Here is an 18,769-nt window from a genome sequence, read left to right as displayed (position 1 = left end):
ATATGACAAATAGATAAAAGGGGTTTAAAAATGAGAATTTTGAAAACGTTAATGATCACTTTTATTTTAATGATTATTTTAATATTCCTTGGAGCCTTTTTTTTAAGCAAGCCGACAATTAGTGCTGAATCAGGGGTTTTAATGGATGCTGATACAGGAGAGATTATATTCGAAAAAAAGGGCGATGTCCCATCTTCTCCCGCCAGCATGTCCAAAATAATGAGCGAATATATCGTATTAGAGAAAATCCATAACGGTTCAATAAGCTGGAATGATGTAATCGTAATAAATGATCGTACTGTTGATAGTAATGGGGTAAAAAACAACGTTAACATTGGGGATCGTTTAACAGTACGTGACTTATTCAGTGCAATGGTTATTGCTTCAGCGAATAATGCTGCAGTGGCATTAGCAGAGTATATTTCAGGAAGTGAAGAGAATTTTACTGAGTTAATGAATAAGAAAGCAAGAGAAATGGGGTTATCTGATAAAACATATTTTGTCAATGCAACCGGTTTACCAAATTCTCAACTTGCAAATAAAGAATCGCAAATGACCGCAATAGATGTTGCAAAATTATCTTATCAATTAATTAATGACTTTCCTGAAGTGTTGGAGACAACAAGGCTTGATCAATATGAAATGGATTATGCTGGAGTTATTCTTTATAATACAAATGCTATGTTATTTGATCCTAAACTTAATTTTGATGGAATTGATGGTTTAAAAACAGGATTTACTGACCTTGCTGGATATTGTTTTGCAGGAACAGCTAAGCAAGGAGAAAAAAGGTTAATCTCGGTTGTAATGGGGGCTGAAGAAGAAGAGCAGCGTTTTGTTGAGACGAGAAAATTGTTATCATATGGATTTGATCGTTCTTATTTTAATTTTGAATATATCATAAATAAATTTTTAAAATAGTGTTTAATTCATCTAATTAAAAATAAGGATTAAATGGATAAATTTGAAAATTGCCAGGTTATCTTTTCTTTTATTAAGAGTAAAGCAATGATTAAAACGAATTGCGAACTTGCATCACCTTATCCCGCATTTTAGATTATCACTTAAAAAATAAGCTCAAACTGCTTCTAAAAGCCAAGAAGATACAAATGTGAGCACATCATCCCGATTCAATGTCATAGTTTTTTAGACAAGTCATATAAATGATACAAACTATGTGGAAGGAACTGATGGGCAGATGGGCTCCAGAGCGGATGAAATTCGTAAAAGGATGTTAAAAAGAAAGAGGGAAAGGGAAAGAGAAGCAGCTGCATGGAAAAGTAAAGCGCTCCTCCCTGAAGATGAAGAACGGTATGGATTTGAAAAATTACCTATATATGATCATGAAGGGATAAAAGATCATCATCCTTTATTTAACAAAAACTTATTTTTATTTAAGCTTTTATTATCTGCATGTTTATTTTTAATCGTTGCAATCTTATTTCGTAATGAAGCTACCCCTCTAGAACCAATTAGATCATTTGTAAAAAAGTCGATGGATCAAGACTTTCAATTTGCAGCAGTTGCAGACTGGTATGAAGGTCAGTTTGGAAAACCGCTTGCGTTATTTCCACTTTTTGATGACAAAGAAACGAAGAAAAAGAACAATAGTAAACAGAGTAATTATTCACAATATGCATTACCAGCTTCAGGGAGAATTGTTGAAAATTTTGAGACAAATGGGCAAGGAATTATGATTGAGACTGGAAAGGGAGCGCCAGTTGATGCAATGAATGAGGGGATTGTTCGATTTGCAGGGATGAAAGATGAACTAGAAAAAACAGTTATTATTCAACACGCGGATCAAAGTGAAACATGGTATGGACATTTAAGTTCGATTGATGTTAATTTATTTGAATTTGTCGAAAAAGGCGGAAAAGTCGGAACGGTATCGAATAATGTTGATGATACAAAAGGAGCATTTTATTTTGCGATTAAAAAAGGTGAGGACTTTATTGATCCAATACGGGTGATTAACTTTGAATAAATTTAGTTCATTGTTTAAAAAAATTCACATTCATTCGCTTTTATGGGTAATGATAGCGATTGCCATAGCAACCGCCCGTTTTTTTGAGCTTTTTATGCTGCTGTTTATTATTTTTATTCATGAAATGGGGCATGCGGTAACTGCTACTTTTTTTTCGTGGAGAATAAAACGAATTTCATTGCTACCGTTTGGCGGGGTAGTAGAAATGGATGAACACGGGAATCGTCCTTTAAAAGAAGAGGCACTTGTTGTTTTAGCTGGTCCCTTACAGCATTTATGGATGATGGGCGGGGCTATTTTACTATATGAATTGTCATGGCTCTCATTTGCTTCTTTTATTTTATTTATAAAATATAATTTGATGATTTTAACGTTTAATCTTTTACCAATTTGGCCTTTAGACGGCGGAAAATTACTTTTTTTATTATTATCTTTATATAAATCATTTCCTAAAGCCCATCAAACTACGTTAATCCTTTCAGGCTTTTTTATATTTATTTTTATATTATTTGTGTTAATCATATCGCCAACTCATTTAAATATTTGGATTGTTCTTTCCTTTTTGCTGTTTTCGTTAACAAAAGAATGGAAGCATCGGCGCTACGTTTTCATGCGTTTTTTAATAGAACGGTATTCTGGTAAAAAGGATCATTTTCGTTCTTTACGGCCGCTAAAGGTAAGAGAAGAGGAGTTAGTGATTCATGTGCTTGAACGGTTTCAACGGGGATATAAGCATCCAATTATTATTTTGAAAAACGATACAGAAAGTGGTTTTCTTGATGAAAACGAGCTTTTACATGCTTATTTCACAGAAAAATTGTTAACGGCAAAAATCGGTGATTTACATTATAGTTTTTGAAAAAATGAATGATTTTGTATACTAATAAAGAGACGCAAAAAAGTGAGGAATAAATTTGATTAAAATTGTTGTGAATACGGTAACAAGAGAGAAAAGATTTGCCATTTTAAAAAATAACCTTATTGAAAAGGTTGTCATTCATCAACCAAAGTTGCAATCGAAAGTAGGCAATATTTATTTGGGTATCGTAACAAAGATTCTTCCTGGAATGAATGCTGCCTTCGTAGATATAGGAGAAGATATAAAAGGGTTTCTGCATCGGAATAAGCTTCCCTCCTATTTATTATCAGAAGAAGATGCCGAAATAAAACAAAAAAAAACGTCCGATCTCGGCGTTTACTCATCAAGGCGAAAAGCTACTTGTACAAGTGGAAAAAGATGCAACAGGTACAAAAGGCCCGCGTCTAACTGGAATTATTGAGTTTCAAGGGGAAAAGCTTATTTACTTACCTAATGGGCGCTATGTCGCCGTATCGAAAAAAATGAATAATGATGGAACTCGGGAAAATTGGCGGAAAATTGGCTATAACATAAAAGCTGACCAAGAAGGTCTTATTTTTAGAACTGCTTGTCAAATAGGTCCAAAGGATGATGTTATAATTGAATTAAACAAATTGCGTCAAAGTTATCAAGAGCTTAAAAAACAAGCCGAAAAGCATAAAAAACCAAGTCTTCTTCTAGAAAATGATACTTTTTTTGAGCAGCTTTTAACAGAACTTAATCAAGTAGAAACAGCAGAGGTGATCGTCGATCATCATCAAGTAAAGAAAAAAATAGAAGAGGTTTTATTTAATCGCAAAAACTTAACAATTACTCTTTACTCTGGAAAAGAAAATATTTTTACAGCGGAAAAGTTAGATAATGAAGTAGAAAAAACGTTGAAAAGAATTGTTTGGTTAAATAATGGTGCTTATCTTGTCTTTGATGAGGCGGAAGCACTGACAATTATTGATGTAAATACTGGGAAATATTTAGGGAAAAATGATTTACGTGAGACAATTTTACATACAAATATAGCGGCTGTTAAAGAAATTGCTCGACAACTCCGTCTCAGAGATATTGGCGGTATCATTCTCATTGATTTGATCGATATGCCAAATGAAGAAGATCGCCATAAAATTATTAAGCAGATGGAACAAGAATTATCAAAAGATCATAAAAGAACAAATATTATCGGTTTTACACCACTCGGTATTTTACAGCTGACAAGAAAAAAAACAAAGATATCTCTTTCAGAAGCATTGACTACAAAATGTCCTGTTTGTCATGGAACAGGACGAGTTTTCAGTTCCGAAACAATCGCTTTTCAATTAGAACGGGAACTATGGGAGCACCGCTTTATAGATCATGAGGCTGTCTTAATTGAAGCATCAAAGGACGTAGTGGCTGAATTTACAGGAGAAAACCTTATTTATTTACAAAGACTCGAAAAGCTGCTCGGTTTCGCACTATGTTTTTCTATTAGCCAAAGCAATAAACCTTTTTTTGAAATACGTCAGTTCGGTTTAAAAAAAGATTTAAAACTAAAAGCTGATCTGTGAACATTTAGTCATATTTTTCGTTATCTCTTAATATTGACATGGCAATACGATTGTGATAGGATTTTAATGTTATTATTTGTAGCACCTGTGCTACAACCGCACAGAACAGGTTCACAAGCTTTTGCACAATGCAAACACCTGCTAATGGCGAGTCTTAGACAATGAGGAGGTGCAGTTCATGTACGCAATTATTGAAACTGGTGGCAAACAAGTGAAGGTTGAAGAAGGTCAAACGATCTATGTAGAAAAACTTAACGTTGCTGAAGGTGAAACCGTTACTTTTGACAAAGTGCTTTTTGTTGGCGGTGAGGATGTAAAGGTTGGGAGCCCTGTTGTAGAAGGCGCAACTGTTACAGCGAAAGTTGAAAAGCAAGGTCGTCAAAAGAAAATCGTTGTTTTCAAATACAAACCAAAGAAAAACTATCGTCGTAAGCAAGGTCATCGTCAGCCTTATACAAAAGTTGTGATTGAAAAAATCAACGCATAGGCGGCGTGATTAAATGATTGAGATTACGATAAAGCGTTCTAAATTAGGACATATTCAATCGTTTTCGATAAGTGGACATGCAAATTTTGCAAATCGAGGACAAGATATCGTTTGTGCAGGTGTCTCTGCTGTTTCTTTTGGTACTGTAAATGCAATTGTAAAGTTAACAGAAATAGAGCCTGACGTAGAACAAGGACAGAACGGTTTTCTTCGTTGTGTTTTTCCAGAGAATCTGCCAATCAACATACAAGCTAGGGTGCAGTTGCTTTTAGAAGGTATGCTAGTCTCGTTGCAAACGATCGAAAGAGATTATAAAAAATACGTACAAATTAAAATAGTTAAATAGGAGGTGGAACAAATGCTAAGATTAGACCTTCAGTTCTTCGCTTCCAAAAAGGGAGTGGGTTCAACAAAAAACGGTCGTGATTCAATCGCTAAGCGTCTTGGTGCTAAACGTGCAGACGGCCAATTTGTAACTGGCGGTTCCATTCTTTACCGTCAGCGTGGAACGAAAATTTATCCGGGTGAAAACGTTGGCCGCGGTGTGGATGATACGCTTTACGCAAAAGTAGACGGCGTAGTTCGCTTTGAACGTCTCGGTCGTGACCGTAAAAAAGTAAGTGTTTATCCTGTTGCAAAAGAGGCATAAATAAGAAAACTCTAACCATCATTCGGTTAGAGTTTTTTATTTGTTTTGAGGAAAGAAAATCTTGATTTTTATTTAATTCAAAAGAGATTTAAGTATGAAAGTGGGGAAGTAAATGATTATCTAAGGGAGTTTGGATGTTTAAAGACGAATGTGTTTTTTTTTGATATACTATCATGAAGAAGGAAATGAATAGGGGTTTATTGGATGAAGGAGAACTGGACAATTGTCGATGTACTGCGGCATGTACGGCACGATTGGATGAATCAATTACAACTAATTAAAGGAAATCTCGAATTAAATAAAATTGACAGAGCAAAGGAAATCATGAATGATATTATCACTTCGGCTCAACAAGAATCGAGACTAACCAATTTAAAACTTCCGCGTCTTGCCGAATTATTAATCACTTTTAATTGGAGACCACATCGATTTAAAATAAAATATGAAGTAATTGATGATCAAATAAACATAATGAAACATGATGAAATGTTAACGAAATGGTTTAAAGCTTTTTTGGAGAAATTAGAAGAAGGATCTGCTTCTTTTTCTGATAATCTTTTAACAATTTTGATTGACAAGCAAGATCAACAAGCCCGTTTCTTTTTTGATTATCGCGGAACAATAATAAACAAAACACCAATCGAACAATTTTTATCTGAACCTTATCATGATGTACAAACAATTTTAGTACAAAGCCATATTGAAGACATACTTGTATTTGAACTATTTATCTCGCTGTAATGATAAGGATACCTTTTTGCACACTGCAAATGACTTTTAGAAACCGGGAGGAAAAAAGATGTTTGTTGATCAAGTTAAAATATATGTCAAAGGTGGAGATGGCGGTAACGGAATGGTTGCGTTCCGTCGGGAAAAATATGTGCCAATGGGAGGACCAGCCGGCGGGGATGGCGGAAAAGGGGCCGATGTCGTTTTTGAAGTAAACGAAGGGCTTAGAACATTAATGGATTTTCGTTACAAGCGACATTTTAAAGCGCCTCGCGGTGAACATGGCATGTCTAAAAATCAGCATGGAAAAAATGCAAAAGATATGATTGTTAAAGTCCCCCCAGGGACAGTTGTCATAGATGAAGCTACACGGGAAGTAATTGCTGATTTAACGACCCAAGGACAAAGAGCAATTATTGCTAAAGGCGGTCGAGGTGGTCGAGGAAATACTCGATTTGCTACACCAGCAAATCCAGCTCCTGAACTTTCTGAACACGGTGAACCTGGTCAGGAAAGAAATATTATTTTAGAATTAAAGTTATTAGCTGATGTCGGACTTGTTGGATTTCCTAGCGTTGGCAAATCAACATTGTTATCAGTAGTGACGGCAGCAAAGCCAAAAATTGCTGATTATCATTTTACGACGATTGTTCCTAATTTAGGAGTTGTTGAAACAGATGATGGCAGAAGTTTTGTAATGGCAGATCTTCCTGGATTAATTGAAGGAGCTCATCAAGGTGTTGGTTTAGGACACCAGTTTTTACGACATATTGAACGCACCCGCATCATTGTTCATATGATCGACATGGCCGCTGTTGAAGGAAGAGATCCTTTTGAGGACTACAACACAATCAATCATGAGTTAAAAGAATATAATTTAAAATTAACAGAACGGCCACAAATCATTGTTGCTAATAAAATGGATATGCCAAATAGCGAAGAAAATTTAAAAATATTTAAAGAGAAGCTGCAAACGGATATTCCAATCTTCCCAATCTCTGCGATTACAAAAAAAGGCTTGCGTGACTTGTTATTTGCGATTGCTGATAAGCTTGAAGAGACACCAGAAATTACGCTTTTTGAAGAAAAGAAGGATTCAGGTATTCATCGTGTTATTTATAAACATGAAGCAGAAGAGGAAAAATTTATTGTAACCCGTGAACCGGACGGGAGTTTTGTTGTGTCAGGTGGAGAAATCGAAAAACTATTTAAAATGACTGATTTCTCAAGGGACGAATCTGTACGTCGTTTTGCACGTCAACTACGTGGAATGGGTGTTGATGATATGTTAAGAAAAAAAGGTGCAAAAGATGGGGATACAGTTAAGCTGCTAGATTACGAATTCGAGTTTATTGATTAATGAATCTGCTTCGTAATAAACGGGGTGAAATTATTGAAAGTAAGTAAATTCGATAAAAAGTTTTATTTAGTTCGAGAAGACGTGATGCCCGAAGCGATGAAAAAAACACTTGAAGCAAAGGAAATGATTGAACGAGGTAAAGCGGACTCAGTATGGGAAGCAGTTCGAAAAGTAGAGTTAAGTAGAAGTGCTTTTTATAAGTATCGAGATACAGTCTTTCCATTTCATACAATTGTTAAGGAGAAAATTATCTCATTATTTTTCCATTTAGAAGATCGCTCTGGTACACTTTCTCACCTGTTAAGTGTTGTTGCCTCAGCTGGATGTAACGTTTTAACGATTCATCAAACGATTCCGCTTCAAGGAAGAGCAAATGTAACTCTTTCTTTAAATATAACAGGAATGGAAATTGAAATTAATGAACTATTGACACGATTACGCCGTCTAGAGTTTGTTGAACAAGTAGATGTGCTTGGTTCAGGTGCATAAATAAATGGAAAGTTTATTGCTATTTTACATGAAATTAACGTGATTTAATAATTAGGATTTGAGATAATGATACGCAGGCGAAAGTCAGAGACGGTGTATGTTTCGTTAATTAGGAAATCCTGTTGATGTTTGTTTAATATTTGTTTTATTTTTATCGAGTTTAGAAGGGGGATTTAGGGTGAAGATTGGTTATTTAGGCCCGAAGGCAACTTTTACTGATATAGCCGTAAGGGCACTTTTTCCTGGGGAAACAGCTATTCCTTATTTAACAATTCCTGAATGCTTAGATGCTGTAGTCGCTGAAAAAAAAAACATTGCAGTAGTCCCCTTAGAAAATGCATTAGAAGGTTCTGTTAATATTACACTCGATTATTTAATACATGAAGTAAATGTACCTGTTATTGGTGAGATTACCGTCCCAATCCGGCAGCAGTTTATGGTACATCCTGACAATGCTGAACGCTGGAAAGAAGTTGACTATATTTTTTTTCATTCACACGCAATAGCTCAATGCCATAAATTTCTATATACTCATTTTAAGGGAGTGCCATGCGAAAACTCGACGTCAACAGCAGCTGCTGCGAAGTATGTGATGGACAATCCTCATTTAAATGCTGCAGCAATTGCAAATGATTTAGCTGCAAAAGAATATGGACTAAAAATTGTTAAAGAAGATATTCATGACTTTGCTTTTAATCATACCCGTTTCGTTATTTTGTCAAAAAATAACGAAATAATTCAAGGGCAGCTAGATCAGTTTCACGGTTATAAAACAACTGTAATGATCACACTTCCCGATGATCGATCAGGTGCGCTTCACCAAGTTTTATCTGCATTTGCATGGCGTAATTTAAATTTGTCAAAGATTGAATCAAGACCAATGAAAACAGGTCTTGGTAACTATTTCTTTATCATTGATATTGAAATGAAGCTTGATGATGTATTAATTCCAGGTGTTATTGCTGAATTAGAGGCGCTTGATTGCAAAGTAAAATTACTAGGGAGCTATCCGTCATTTAAACTAAAAGGAGCCGATATAACCCAGCCCTCAAAGTGAACTGTTGATTATTGTTTCATTTCCCTACTAAGGTAAATTGCAATCTTACACAAATAAACATTGTCAGCTCTTACTAGTTCAAAATGATCAAAGCCCATGGAAGTCAGATTCCCATGGGCTTTGATCTTGTTCATTAAGACAAACATAAGATTATTCAACTAAAAAATTCGCTTTTCGTAATGCATTTTCTGCTTCAACTAGCATACGCTTCTCTGATGCTAAAATTGTATGAAGATGGTACCCGCCTGTGAGTTCACTTAAAAATGCAGCATTTGTTGTCTCAACCTTTTTAATAAACTGCTTTACTTCATTTCTGTTAGAAACCATAATAGATGCTGTTAAGTCGCCATACACAGGATGCTCGATTTTAACATCTTTTACTTTAACCCCTTGATCGACGAGAATATTTAACTCTTCCTCAGTTCTTTCTGGTGTATGATGACAGGCAATAACACGTTCAAATGTTGTTGTAGGGGAAGATTGCCTTAAATATAAATAGCCTTGACTTGTTGCGATAATTGGTTCATTTCTTGCCTTTAGCAATGTAATATCTCCAACAATTACTTGTCTACTAACATTAGTTAATGACGCAAGTTCACCACCAGTAATTGGTTCGTTCCTGTTTTTTAATAAATTAAGGAGAAATATGCGCCTATCTTCACCAAGTATTTTCTTTTCTTTCATTTTTTCTTTTTTCTCCTTTATTTACCACTAACAATATGAATTAGACTGTCAGCGAGCTGCTTAACATCTTCCACAGTTGTATCAGTTCCAAAGGAAATACGGATAAATTCTTTAGAAGTTTGTTTGTTAACTTTAAGAGCAAGCATTGAGTTTGCTAAAGCTTGTTTGCCTACTTGACAAGCGCTTCCTGTTGAAATAGCAAAGCCTAAACGGTTACATTCAAGCATGATCCATTGGCCTTCAATTCCAGTAATGGCAAGGCCGACAATTCCAGGTAACTGTTCATCGCTAGTTGAGCCAAAAACTCGAGTACGATCATTTATCGGTTGAAGATAAGTTAAGAAGGATTGACGTAGCTTTTTATAATGCTCCTTGTTAATGTTAAGCTGTTGAACGGATTTTTGTGCAGCAACAGTCATAGCGGCAATACCAGGTAAGTTAACTGTTCCTGATCTTACCCCTCGTTCATGAGTTCCATTTGGAAAGAGCGGTTTAGTTGCAATGGCCGGATGAATGAATAATGCACCTACTCCTTTTGGTCCGTTGAACTTATGCCCCGAAATTGATAAAGAATCGACGATCGTAGCAACTGGCTTTAAATCAATTTTACCAAATGTTTGGACACAATCAGTATGAAAATAAATTTTTTCATTTTTACAAATACGGGCTATTTCGCGAATTGGCTGGATCGTTCCAATTTCTGAATTTCCGTTTTGAATAATAGCCAGCACTGTTTCAGGGGTGATCTCCTTTTTAAATGCTTCAACATCAATTGTTCCGTTTGATGTAAACGGTAGATAGCTAATACGGAATCCCTCAGTTTCTAGCCGCTTCATGATGTTCATAATTGATGAATGCTCTCCAAGCGAGGTAATAATATGATTTCCACTATGTTTCTTCGCTGAAAGAAGAGCGTATATAGCTATAATATTACTTTCTGTTCCCCCACTTGTAAAATAAATCCCCCGTTTGTTAACAGCAAGAATATTAGCTAATTCCGCACGACACTGTTCTAGTAACGAGTTTGCCGCACCTCCAGCATCATGTAGGCTATTTGTATTTCCGAAAAATTCCTTTGACACTTTGACATAAGTTAAAAGCGCATCATCATCTATTGGACTTGTTGCAGCATGATCAAAATATTTCATTTTTCCTCCATGTTTTTATGTTATATAACTCTGGGCTTGTAGACTAAGTTATTATTTAAAACAAATGCCCAAAAAAAGAGTACAGAAAAGCTTGTTAGTCGAGACGCATAACCATGAGACGGAAGCGAATAGAACTAGTGGTTCATGAGCTGATAATAAAGGATGTAAGCATTTGTAAACAGGCTCCTCTTCTATTTTTTTGACTCATTTTCCATTTCAGCATAGAGCCATAGTCTCACACGTATAAGCTTAAAAATTTGTTTAAAAAAATACTTGTCATTAGTTTAAATCTATGTAAACATATGTGTCAAGACACCTGTTATTACAGGAGGTAAAAATGAACCATATAAAAGTATTAATTATCGGAAGCGGGATTGCTGCGTTACAATTGGCGAAAAGTCTAGGGCGCCATATTGATGTAACGATTGTAACAAAATCAGATTTTTATGATGGAAATTCATGTTTAGCCCAAGGAGGTGTAGCAGCGGCATTATCTGCTGATGATCATCCTAGTAAGCATTATCACGATACAATGGTTGCCGGTAGAAAGGTTAATAACAAAAAAGCAGTCGAGTTTGTAACAAAAGAGGCACCGCAGCTTATAGAAGATTTAGTTAGAGCAGGATGTGAGTTCGATAAAGATCAAGCTGGAAGTCTTGAACTTGGGTTAGAGGGTGCTCATAGTGAAAAACGAATTGTCCATAGTGGAGGAGATGAAACAGGTAAGCGCATCGTACATTTTATCGCAAAGCAGTTACACGATAATGTGAAAATAAAAGAAAAGATGTTTGCTTATGAATTAATTTTAACTAAACAGAAAGATACATGTATTGGTGTAAAAGTAAAGCTTGCCAATGGTAAAATACAATCTCTTTTTGCTGATTATATTGTCATTGCATCTGGCGGGAGTGGACAAATTTATTCACGAACATCGAATGCAGCGACTGCAACTGGAGATGGTCTTGCATTAGCATATATAGCGGGAGCAGAGCTCGCCGACTTGGAGTTTGTTCAGTTTCACCCGACATTATTATATACAAATGGTAAAGCTCATGGACTTATATCAGAAGCTGTCCGTGGGGAAGGGGCAACGCTCATTACAAAATCTGGATACCCGATTATGCAAAACGTTCATCCGTTAAAGGATTTAGCACCACGTCATGTTGTATCGCAAACAATTCATGAATATATACAAAAAGGGGAACAAGTTTTTTTTGACATTCGTAACATTAAAAATTTCTCATTAAGATTTCCAACTGTTTATACTCTTTGTCAAAAAGCAGGTGTGAATATTAGCCATGGAAAAATTCCTGTAGCCCCTGGCTGTCATTTTTTTATGGGGGGAATTAAAACAGATCTTTATTGCAGAACGAATATTAATCGACTTTTTGCAGTTGGTGAAGTAGCTTGCACCGGCCTACATGGATCGAATCGGCTTGCAAGTAATTCTCTTTTAGAAGGTTTGGCATTCGGTGAAAGACTTGCAAAATGGTTATGTAAATATGGAACTAGCAATAAGGAATTGAATGATGCGAAGAATTGCTCAACTATCAATCATGCTGTGTTACAAAAGCATGTAAATATAAATGAATTGAAAACCAGAATGATGGAGATGACAGGAATTGTTCGGAAAAAGCATCAACTAATTGAGCAGAAGGAATGGCTCGAAAGCTTTGGAATTGAACAGCTTTTAGACGTAAATTTCGATTTGCTGTCAGTTGAAGAGACTACCTCGATATTTATGCTTGTCAATGCCTGGCTCGTAACTACATCAGCTTTATATCGAACTGAAACGAGAGGCAGTCATTATCGACTTGATTGCCCCCATGAAAATAATGAAGTTTGGCTTAATAGACAGATTGTTAGGCAGAAAAAAGAGATAGTCAAAAAGGGTGAGAATAATGAATTTATTGAAGCTACGGTTGTTACTTGAACAGTTTTTTATTGAGGATATTGGGGAGAGGGATGTAACGACTGATTTAATTTTCAATGAAGAAGCGGAAGGAGAAATCGTTTTTATTGCAAAGGAAAAAGGAATCTTTTCCGGTGCTGATATTATTCAAATCGGCTTTACCTTACTTGACAGTAAAGCGAGTATCAGCATGTATGTAAAAGACGGTGATCCCGTTGAAAAAGGTCAACAAATTGCAACCGTAAAGGGACAAGTTAGGAGCTTATTAAAAGGAGAACGAGTCATTTTAAACTTGTTACAGCGAATGAGTGGGATTTCTACATCTACTTTTGAAGCTGTAAAATTATTAAATAGTAAACGAACTAAAATTACCGATACACGTAAAACGACACCGGGATTAAGGATGTTGGAAAAATACGCTGTTCGTTGTGGTGGAGGATTTAATCATCGCTATGGACTGTATGATGAAGTGTTAATTAAGGATAATCATATCGCCTTTGCGGGGACGATTACAAAAGCAGTGGAAGCTGTAAGGGATCAACTCGGTCATATGGTTAAAATTGAAGTTGAAACTGAAACGAAAAAGCAAGTGCTTGAGGCTGTTAAGGCAAACGTAGATTGCATTATGTTTGATAATCGAAACAGAGAGGAAATCAATGAACTTGCTGCACTTGTACCTGATCACATTACAACAGAAGTATCTGGTGGTTTAAGATTGCAAGATCTACCACAATATTCTAATTTAAATATTGATTATATTTCACTTGGCTGTTTAACTCATTCTATTTCGTCTTTAGATATAAGTGTTAAAGTTTTAGTTAAATAGGAGGGTAAATATGGATATTTTACAATTAATTAAAAATGAACCAAAAACAATTCCGGCATACTACCGCCAAATGTCTCAAGAACAGCTTGAACAAAAAATTAGGGAAATAAAAGGGGTGTTTGGAAATAAATTATTTATTCCTGGACATCACTACCAGAGAGATGAAGTCATTCAATTTGCTGACGTAAGTGGTGATTCACTTCAGCTTGCACAAATTGCGGCCAAAAATCGTGATGCACAGTATATTGTTTTTTGCGGCGTACACTTTATGGCAGAGACTGCTGATATTTTAACAAAGGATCACCAAACCGTTATCCTTCCCGATATGCGAGCAGGTTGTTCAATGGCAGATATGGCTGACATTGAACAAACTGAGCGGGCATGGGAACATTTGCAAAGGCTTTATGCTGATAGTATTTTACCATTAACATATGTGAATTCAACAGCCGCGATAAAAGCGTTTGTTGGAAAAAAAGGTGGGGCAACTGTAACGTCTTCAAATGCAGAAAAAATGGTTAAATGGGCACTTTCTTTAAAAGAACGAATATTATTTTTACCTGATCAGCACCTTGGAAGAAATACAGCCTTTAAGTTGGGAATTAAACTTGAAGAAATGGCTGTTTGGGATCCGCATGAGGAACAGCTCCTGTTTGAAGGTGATGATATTAAGAAAGTGAAAGTAATTTTATGGAAAGGGCATTGTTCAGTTCATGAAAACTTTACCGTTGAGAATATTAGTGAAGTTCGTCATAAAGAACCAACAATGAAAGTGATTGTTCACCCTGAATGTCAACATGAGGTAGTCCGTTTAGCTGATGAATCAGGATCAACGAATTATATTATAAAGACAATAGAAAAAGCAGAAAAAGGTTCTTCATGGGCGATCGGAACAGAAATGAATCTCGTTAACCGTTTAATTAAGCAACATCCGGATAAGAAGATTATTTCGTTAAATCCTCATATGTGCCCTTGTTTAACGATGAATAGAATTGATCTTCCTCATTTAGCGTGGGCATTAGACGCAATCAAAAATGATCAGCCTCATAATGTGATTCACATTGACGATGATACTGCTTCAAAAGCGAAACTTGCCTTAAGTCGAATGCTTGAACGAACATAAAAAATAGTTCCAATGAAAAAAATGAAAAATGGTCCTTAGAGTTTAATCTAAGACCATTTTTTTATTCATATCTTTAGAACTATTATTTTTGTCCTGCATTCAATTTCGATAAATGAAATATCGACAAATTCGACATTGTTGTTTCCCCAGATAAGTGTTTGTTCATGCAATGGTTTCTTTTCGATTAATAGAGTAATTTTTTCAAGTTTGCTCGTTTTTATGCTTTTTAGATTTAAGAGGATTTTTTTGTGAATATTTGTTTTTTAAGATTATTTCAGCAATAATGATTCATAATTTACAACGAAATCGCATAAGTTTTTGAGAAGAATAATAGCAATTTGCCCATTTTCACATACAATATATGGACTGATGCCATAGGAGGGAAAAAAGAGTGAAGATCCATATTGTGCAGAAAGGGGATACTCTTTGGAAAATCGCCAAGAAATATGGGGTGAATTTTGAAGAGCTAAAAAAAGTAAATTCCCATCTTAGTAATCCTGATTTAATTATGCCAGGGATGAAAATTAAAGTACCAACTATGGGGGGGACTGTCAAAAAGAAAATGCATGACGGAAAAATGAAGGAAGCCCCCATAGTAAAAGAAAAGAAAAAAAAACAACCAGTAATGCCAAAAGAGGTACCGAAAAAAGTAAAGCCAAAAAAAGAAAAGCCGATTGTTCCAACTGTACCAATTATGCCGCAGCCTACAATGCCGGAAATAGATATTAATAATTACTATATGGTTAATATGGCAAAGATGTCGATGCAACAACAGCAACCACAAGTCCAACCATACATCCCACCTAAACCAGTCTATATTTTACCTGGTATTGAAAAGGAAGAAAGCCCTGAAAGTCCTGAGAAGAAATATGCATATATTCCACCACAACCACAAGGAGGTCTTTGTCAGCCTATGTATTATCATCCATCATGCTGTACACCTATTTCACCAGTAATGCCGGGGTATGGTTATCATTATCCAGTTCAACAGCCGATGACGTGTTGTCACCCACAGCCAATGCCATATCCACAAGTACAAGGTACTGCAATGATGCCAGGTTATCACGGAATGATGCATGGCTCTGAAAGTTCTAGTTATATGCATCATCATATGCATATGAAAGATGAGTCATCATCTTCTTCATTCATGCCTCATATGGGTGATATGAATTACCATATGATGGGGCAATACGGTCCAATGAATGCCCCTGTTGAGAACGTACCTGTACCCCCTCAATACATGCCGCAAGCGCCTGCTATGCAAATTCCGGCCGGAGGGGGCTATGGTCCATCTCCAGCTATGGCCCCAATGGGATATGGGCCGCAAGCAGGATACATGCCGCAACCTGGATATATGCCGTATGGTGCTGGTCCGCAACCGTATATGCAACCATATGATACGATGGGGGCAGGGGCATTTGGGATGCCACGATCTGAAGAAGAAAGCAGTGAATACGATCGTTAATAACAGAGGAGACGATAAAACAATGAATCGTCTCCTCTCCTTTTTAAAAGAAGATATTCAAGTAGAAAATGTAACGAAAATTAGAAAAAACGTTTATTTTTTAACGATATCTACTGGTGAGTATATTTTAAAAGGATTTAAGAGTAAGCGCCAATTAAAACTGCAGGACGACTTTACACAATCTTTAAAAGAAGCTGGTTTTTCCCATAGTTATTCTTTTATTCCTCTTTTTAAGGAGCCTTTGTTTGTTAATCAGCTATACTTCGGATGTTTAGAATATATTAAGCCAAGCGCTGTTCCTTTTCATTATAAGGATGAAAAGGATCGAAAAAATGGCTTGGAGACAATTATAAAATTTCATTATGCTACAAAGCAGTTAGTCGAAAAATTTGAGGAACGATTGCCGAGTTTTAATTTACTAATAAAGTGGAAAGAACGGTATTCGCAATTTCTTCTAAATATTCAGCATTTAAAATATTTTATTCAAGAAGATTTTCTTTATGAGCTTGTAAGATGGGGGGATTGGGCGATAAATGAATTATCTAAAGAAGAAATCATTTTTCCGAATGAACAAAAAGTAATTTTACATGGTGATGTTGCTCACCATAACTTTATCCGTGATATAAATAAGGAGCTTTATTTAATCGATTTTGATCTTATTAGCGTTGGATTTCCTTTTACTGATTTACTTCAATATGCGAATAGAATTTTACCGTTTATAAAATGGTCCGCTTTTGAATTAATGGCTTTCGATCAATTGAAAAAATATATGAAAGAAAAAAAGTTTTTTTATATGCGCTAATATTTCCAACGGATATTTATCGTGAATGGAATAGAATGCTTAAAGAAAAGACATATTACGATCCTGCGAAAATTCGACACCTTTTACAATTAACAATCGGTCAATTCTACTTACGTCAACGATTTATAAACGAGATAAAGAATATGTTAAAATAATTGCAGCACGTTAAGTGAAAGGAAGAACAAAATGAAAGAAGCAATTTCTGAATTAGTAAACTGGTTAAGGATAAAAGTAAACGAAGCAGGTGCAAAGGGGGCGGTTGTTGGATTAAGTGGCGGAATTGATTCAGCAGTTGTTGCCCATTTAATCAAGCGTGCCTTTCCGAATCATTCTTTAGGGGTTATTATGCCTTGCAAAAGTCATTCAACCGATCAAGAAGATGCAATGAAAGTAGTTGAAAGCAGTGGAATTGATTTTCATCTCATTGATTTAACTTCGGCACATAATATTTTATTTTCTGAAATTGAAACGAAACTTAAAGCAAAAAATGAATGGAATGAAAAAATGGTCAAAATTGGTGATGCGAATACACGAGCTCGCCTTCGGATGACAACATTATACACGATTGCTAATAATTATGGCTATTTAGTTATTGGAACAGATAATGCAGCTGAATGGTACACTGGATACTTTACAAAATATGGTGATGGTGGGGTTGATTTATTACCACTTGTACATTTTACAAAAGGAGAGGTAAAAGAACTCGCCAAAACGTTACATGTGCCAGAAAGTGTTATAAACAAGCCACCAAGTGCAGGACTTTGGGAAGGTCAAACAGATGAAAATGAGATGGGAATAACCTACGAAATGATTGATCGTTATTTAAGAGGAGAAGAAATTCCAGAAACAGACCGAGAAATAATTGAAAAGCTACATGAGCGATCAGAGCATAAACGAAAAATTGCAGCAATTCCGCCAAAATTTTAAGTTATAGCTGGATGTAACTGTTAGAATGAAAAATTCCCTTCGCTCACAACATAATCTTGAGCATTTGTATGCTCATATAAACGAGGGGGTTTTTCATTTGAGGAAATGGTGTTATTCATTTTCACTTACTGCACTCGTTGCATCTAGCTTAGCAGGGTGTAATATGAATGATGAAACGGCAGTTCAAGATGAACGTTATACTGATCAAACTCAACCGATCGGTTACTATTCAAATGAAAACCATCAACAAAATAATTCAAACTTTTTTAATGACAACGATGGTCCTGTAATCGATATGCTTGATCGTACTTTAGGTGAAGATGGGAATAACAGCAGAACAAATATAAGAAATAACCTAAACTGGTTTAAGCGTGATCATCATTATAGTCATGCTGATGCAAATTATCATGGGCACTTAAATGTTGATAGAACGAAGCATGAAAATGCTCACGTTAGAGAGCTTGTAAATCAAATTGAAAAAGTGACTGCAGAGACTGATAATGTGAAGGATATTCATTCAATCGCTTACGGTGATGAAAAGGTTTTAATTTCGGTTGTTTTATTTGATCAAGCAAAAGAAAAAGAAACAAAGAAAAAAATTAAACAAAGGGTTAATCCTTTTCTAAATGGAAAATCGATTAAAGTTGTCATTGATGAAGGGACATTAACTAATACTCGTAATAGTCAACGTTAATCTTATGACAGAAACAATTAGAACAAATGATCT

At 35.6% G+C, this 18,769-nt stretch carries 20 protein-coding genes, 1 pseudogene and 1 other annotated feature; of the genes and pseudogenes, 19 read left to right on the top strand and 2 right to left on the bottom strand.

Going from position 1 to position 18,769, the window contains the following annotated elements; all coding sequences use genetic code 11:
- The first annotated feature begins 30 nt into the window (after nt 1-30).
- The 12 genes from K6959_RS11970 (at nt 31) to pheA (ending at nt 9,158) form a co-directional block, all read left to right on the top strand.
- Nucleotides 31-921, top strand: a complete 891-nt coding sequence (locus tag K6959_RS11970) for a D-alanyl-D-alanine carboxypeptidase family protein (protein ID WP_223086607.1) — start codon at nt 31-33, stop codon at nt 919-921.
- A 277-nt stretch (nt 922-1,198) separates the two neighbouring features.
- The gene (locus K6959_RS11965; RefSeq protein WP_163241845.1) at nt 1,199-1,987 is read left to right on the top strand and encodes a M23 family metallopeptidase; all 789 of its coding nucleotides are present in this window, start codon (nt 1,199-1,201) and stop codon (nt 1,985-1,987) included.
- The gene (locus K6959_RS11960) at nt 1,980-2,846 is read left to right on the top strand and encodes a M50 family metallopeptidase (protein WP_163241844.1); all 867 of its coding nucleotides are present in this window, start codon (nt 1,980-1,982) and stop codon (nt 2,844-2,846) included. Before K6959_RS11965 ends, K6959_RS11960 begins: the two co-directional genes overlap by 8 nt.
- 55 nt (nt 2,847-2,901) lie before the next feature.
- The gene (locus K6959_RS19680; RefSeq protein WP_316252488.1) at nt 2,902-3,267 is read left to right on the top strand and encodes a S1 RNA-binding domain-containing protein; all 366 of its coding nucleotides are present in this window, start codon (nt 2,902-2,904) and stop codon (nt 3,265-3,267) included.
- Nucleotides 3,215-4,387 carry a ribonuclease E/G gene (locus tag K6959_RS11955; protein ID WP_316252487.1) on the top strand — a complete coding sequence of 391 codons (1,173 nt, stop codon included), beginning with the start codon at nt 3,215-3,217 and terminating at the stop codon, nt 4,385-4,387. Before K6959_RS19680 ends, K6959_RS11955 begins: the two co-directional genes overlap by 53 nt.
- Nucleotides 4,388-4,471: 84 nt before the next feature.
- Nucleotides 4,472-4,552, top strand: a sequence feature (ribosomal protein L21 leader region).
- 13 nt (nt 4,553-4,565) lie between these two features.
- Nucleotides 4,566-4,874, top strand: coding sequence for a 50S ribosomal protein L21 (rplU, locus tag K6959_RS11950; RefSeq protein ID WP_163241842.1), 309 nt, complete (start codon nt 4,566-4,568; stop codon nt 4,872-4,874).
- Nucleotides 4,875-4,887: 13 nt separating this feature from the next.
- Nucleotides 4,888-5,220, top strand: a complete 333-nt coding sequence (locus K6959_RS11945; RefSeq protein WP_163241841.1) for a ribosomal-processing cysteine protease Prp — start codon at nt 4,888-4,890, stop codon at nt 5,218-5,220.
- Between the two features lie 12 nt (nt 5,221-5,232).
- On the top strand, nt 5,233-5,523 hold the full coding sequence (gene rpmA, locus K6959_RS11940; RefSeq protein ID WP_163241840.1) for a 50S ribosomal protein L27: 291 nt from the start codon (nt 5,233-5,235) through the stop codon (nt 5,521-5,523).
- A gap of 204 nt (nt 5,524-5,727) precedes the next feature.
- Nucleotides 5,728-6,264 carry a Spo0B C-terminal domain-containing protein gene (locus K6959_RS11935; protein ID WP_163241839.1) on the top strand — a complete coding sequence of 179 codons (537 nt, stop codon included), beginning with the start codon at nt 5,728-5,730 and terminating at the stop codon, nt 6,262-6,264.
- 58 nt (nt 6,265-6,322) lie between these two features.
- Nucleotides 6,323-7,612 (top strand): GTPase ObgE, encoded by a 1,290-nt coding sequence (obgE, locus tag K6959_RS11930; RefSeq protein WP_163241838.1) that lies wholly within the window; start codon nt 6,323-6,325, stop codon nt 7,610-7,612.
- A gap of 33 nt (nt 7,613-7,645) precedes the next feature.
- Nucleotides 7,646-8,101 (top strand): ACT domain-containing protein, encoded by a 456-nt coding sequence (locus tag K6959_RS11925; RefSeq protein ID WP_163241837.1) that lies wholly within the window; start codon nt 7,646-7,648, stop codon nt 8,099-8,101.
- 178 nt (nt 8,102-8,279) lie between these two features.
- Nucleotides 8,280-9,158, top strand: a complete 879-nt coding sequence (pheA, locus tag K6959_RS11920; RefSeq protein WP_223086605.1) for a prephenate dehydratase — start codon at nt 8,280-8,282, stop codon at nt 9,156-9,158.
- Nucleotides 9,159-9,308: 150 nt separating this feature from the next.
- Here the strand turns inward: pheA and K6959_RS11915 are convergent, their stop codons facing one another.
- On the bottom strand, nt 9,309-9,842 hold the full coding sequence (locus K6959_RS11915; RefSeq protein WP_163241835.1) for a transcription repressor NadR: 534 nt from the start codon (nt 9,840-9,842) through the stop codon (nt 9,309-9,311).
- A 17-nt stretch (nt 9,843-9,859) separates the two neighbouring features.
- Entirely contained in the window at nt 9,860-10,990 is a 1,131-nt protein-coding gene (locus tag K6959_RS11910; RefSeq protein WP_163241834.1) for an IscS subfamily cysteine desulfurase, read from the bottom strand.
- Between the two features lie 337 nt (nt 10,991-11,327).
- Here K6959_RS11910 and nadB point away from each other — a divergent pair, with 337 nt between their 5' ends.
- From nadB to K6959_RS11875, 7 genes and pseudogenes are all read left to right on the top strand, one after another.
- Complete coding sequence (gene nadB / locus K6959_RS11905; protein ID WP_223086603.1) at nt 11,328-12,923, top strand: L-aspartate oxidase; 1,596 nt, start codon at nt 11,328-11,330, stop codon at nt 12,921-12,923.
- The gene (gene nadC / locus K6959_RS11900; protein ID WP_223086601.1) at nt 12,892-13,728 is read left to right on the top strand and encodes a carboxylating nicotinate-nucleotide diphosphorylase; all 837 of its coding nucleotides are present in this window, start codon (nt 12,892-12,894) and stop codon (nt 13,726-13,728) included. The genes nadB and nadC overlap by 32 nt, the downstream gene beginning before the upstream one ends.
- A gap of 10 nt (nt 13,729-13,738) precedes the next feature.
- Nucleotides 13,739-14,848 carry a quinolinate synthase NadA gene (nadA, locus tag K6959_RS11895; protein WP_223086599.1) on the top strand — a complete coding sequence of 370 codons (1,110 nt, stop codon included), beginning with the start codon at nt 13,739-13,741 and terminating at the stop codon, nt 14,846-14,848.
- Between the two features lie 391 nt (nt 14,849-15,239).
- Nucleotides 15,240-15,387 (top strand): annotated as a pseudogene (gene safA, locus K6959_RS20030) (SafA/ExsA family spore coat assembly protein); the annotation flags it as partial.
- A 909-nt stretch (nt 15,388-16,296) separates the two neighbouring features.
- Complete coding sequence (locus tag K6959_RS11885) at nt 16,297-17,115, top strand: phosphotransferase (protein WP_223086596.1); 819 nt, start codon at nt 16,297-16,299, stop codon at nt 17,113-17,115.
- A 186-nt stretch (nt 17,116-17,301) separates the two neighbouring features.
- A complete protein-coding gene (nadE, locus tag K6959_RS11880; RefSeq protein ID WP_163241828.1) occupies nt 17,302-18,042 on the top strand; it encodes an NAD(+) synthase in 741 nt (246 codons plus the stop codon).
- 97 nt (nt 18,043-18,139) lie between these two features.
- Entirely contained in the window at nt 18,140-18,736 is a 597-nt protein-coding gene (locus K6959_RS11875; protein ID WP_163241827.1) for a spore cortex protein CoxA, read from the top strand.
- Nucleotides 18,737-18,769 lie beyond the last annotated feature (33 nt).

Origin of the sequence: Bacillus aquiflavi, assembly GCF_019915265.1 — a bacterium.
GTDB lineage: Bacteria > Bacillota > Bacilli > Bacillales > Cytobacillaceae > Bacillus_BT > Bacillus_BT aquiflavi.
The sequence above is the reverse complement of the archived record's forward strand: the minus strand, read 5'-3'. Positions and strand labels throughout refer to the sequence as shown.

Coding starts and splice junctions, on each gene's coding strand:
- K6959_RS11970 (WP_223086607.1), top strand. CDS start 31: ATGAGAATTTTGAAAACGTTAATGATCACTTTTATTTTAATGATTATT.
- K6959_RS11965 (WP_163241845.1), top strand. CDS start 1,199: ATGGGCTCCAGAGCGGATGAAATTCGTAAAAGGATGTTAAAAAGAAAG.
- rplU (WP_163241842.1), top strand. CDS start 4,566: ATGTACGCAATTATTGAAACTGGTGGCAAACAAGTGAAGGTTGAAGAA.
- K6959_RS11945 (WP_163241841.1), top strand. CDS start 4,888: ATGATTGAGATTACGATAAAGCGTTCTAAATTAGGACATATTCAATCG.
- rpmA (WP_163241840.1), top strand. CDS start 5,233: ATGCTAAGATTAGACCTTCAGTTCTTCGCTTCCAAAAAGGGAGTGGGT.
- K6959_RS11935 (WP_163241839.1), top strand. CDS start 5,728: ATGAAGGAGAACTGGACAATTGTCGATGTACTGCGGCATGTACGGCAC.
- obgE (WP_163241838.1), top strand. CDS start 6,323: ATGTTTGTTGATCAAGTTAAAATATATGTCAAAGGTGGAGATGGCGGT.
- K6959_RS11915 (WP_163241835.1), bottom strand. CDS start 9,842: ATGAAAGAAAAGAAAATACTTGGTGAAGATAGGCGCATATTTCTCCTT.
- K6959_RS11910 (WP_163241834.1), bottom strand. CDS start 10,990: ATGAAATATTTTGATCATGCTGCAACAAGTCCAATAGATGATGATGCG.
- nadB (WP_223086603.1), top strand. CDS start 11,328: ATGAACCATATAAAAGTATTAATTATCGGAAGCGGGATTGCTGCGTTA.
- nadC (WP_223086601.1), top strand. CDS start 12,892: ATGAATTTATTGAAGCTACGGTTGTTACTTGAACAGTTTTTTATTGAG.
- nadA (WP_223086599.1), top strand. CDS start 13,739: ATGGATATTTTACAATTAATTAAAAATGAACCAAAAACAATTCCGGCA.
- nadE (WP_163241828.1), top strand. CDS start 17,302: ATGAAAGAAGCAATTTCTGAATTAGTAAACTGGTTAAGGATAAAAGTA.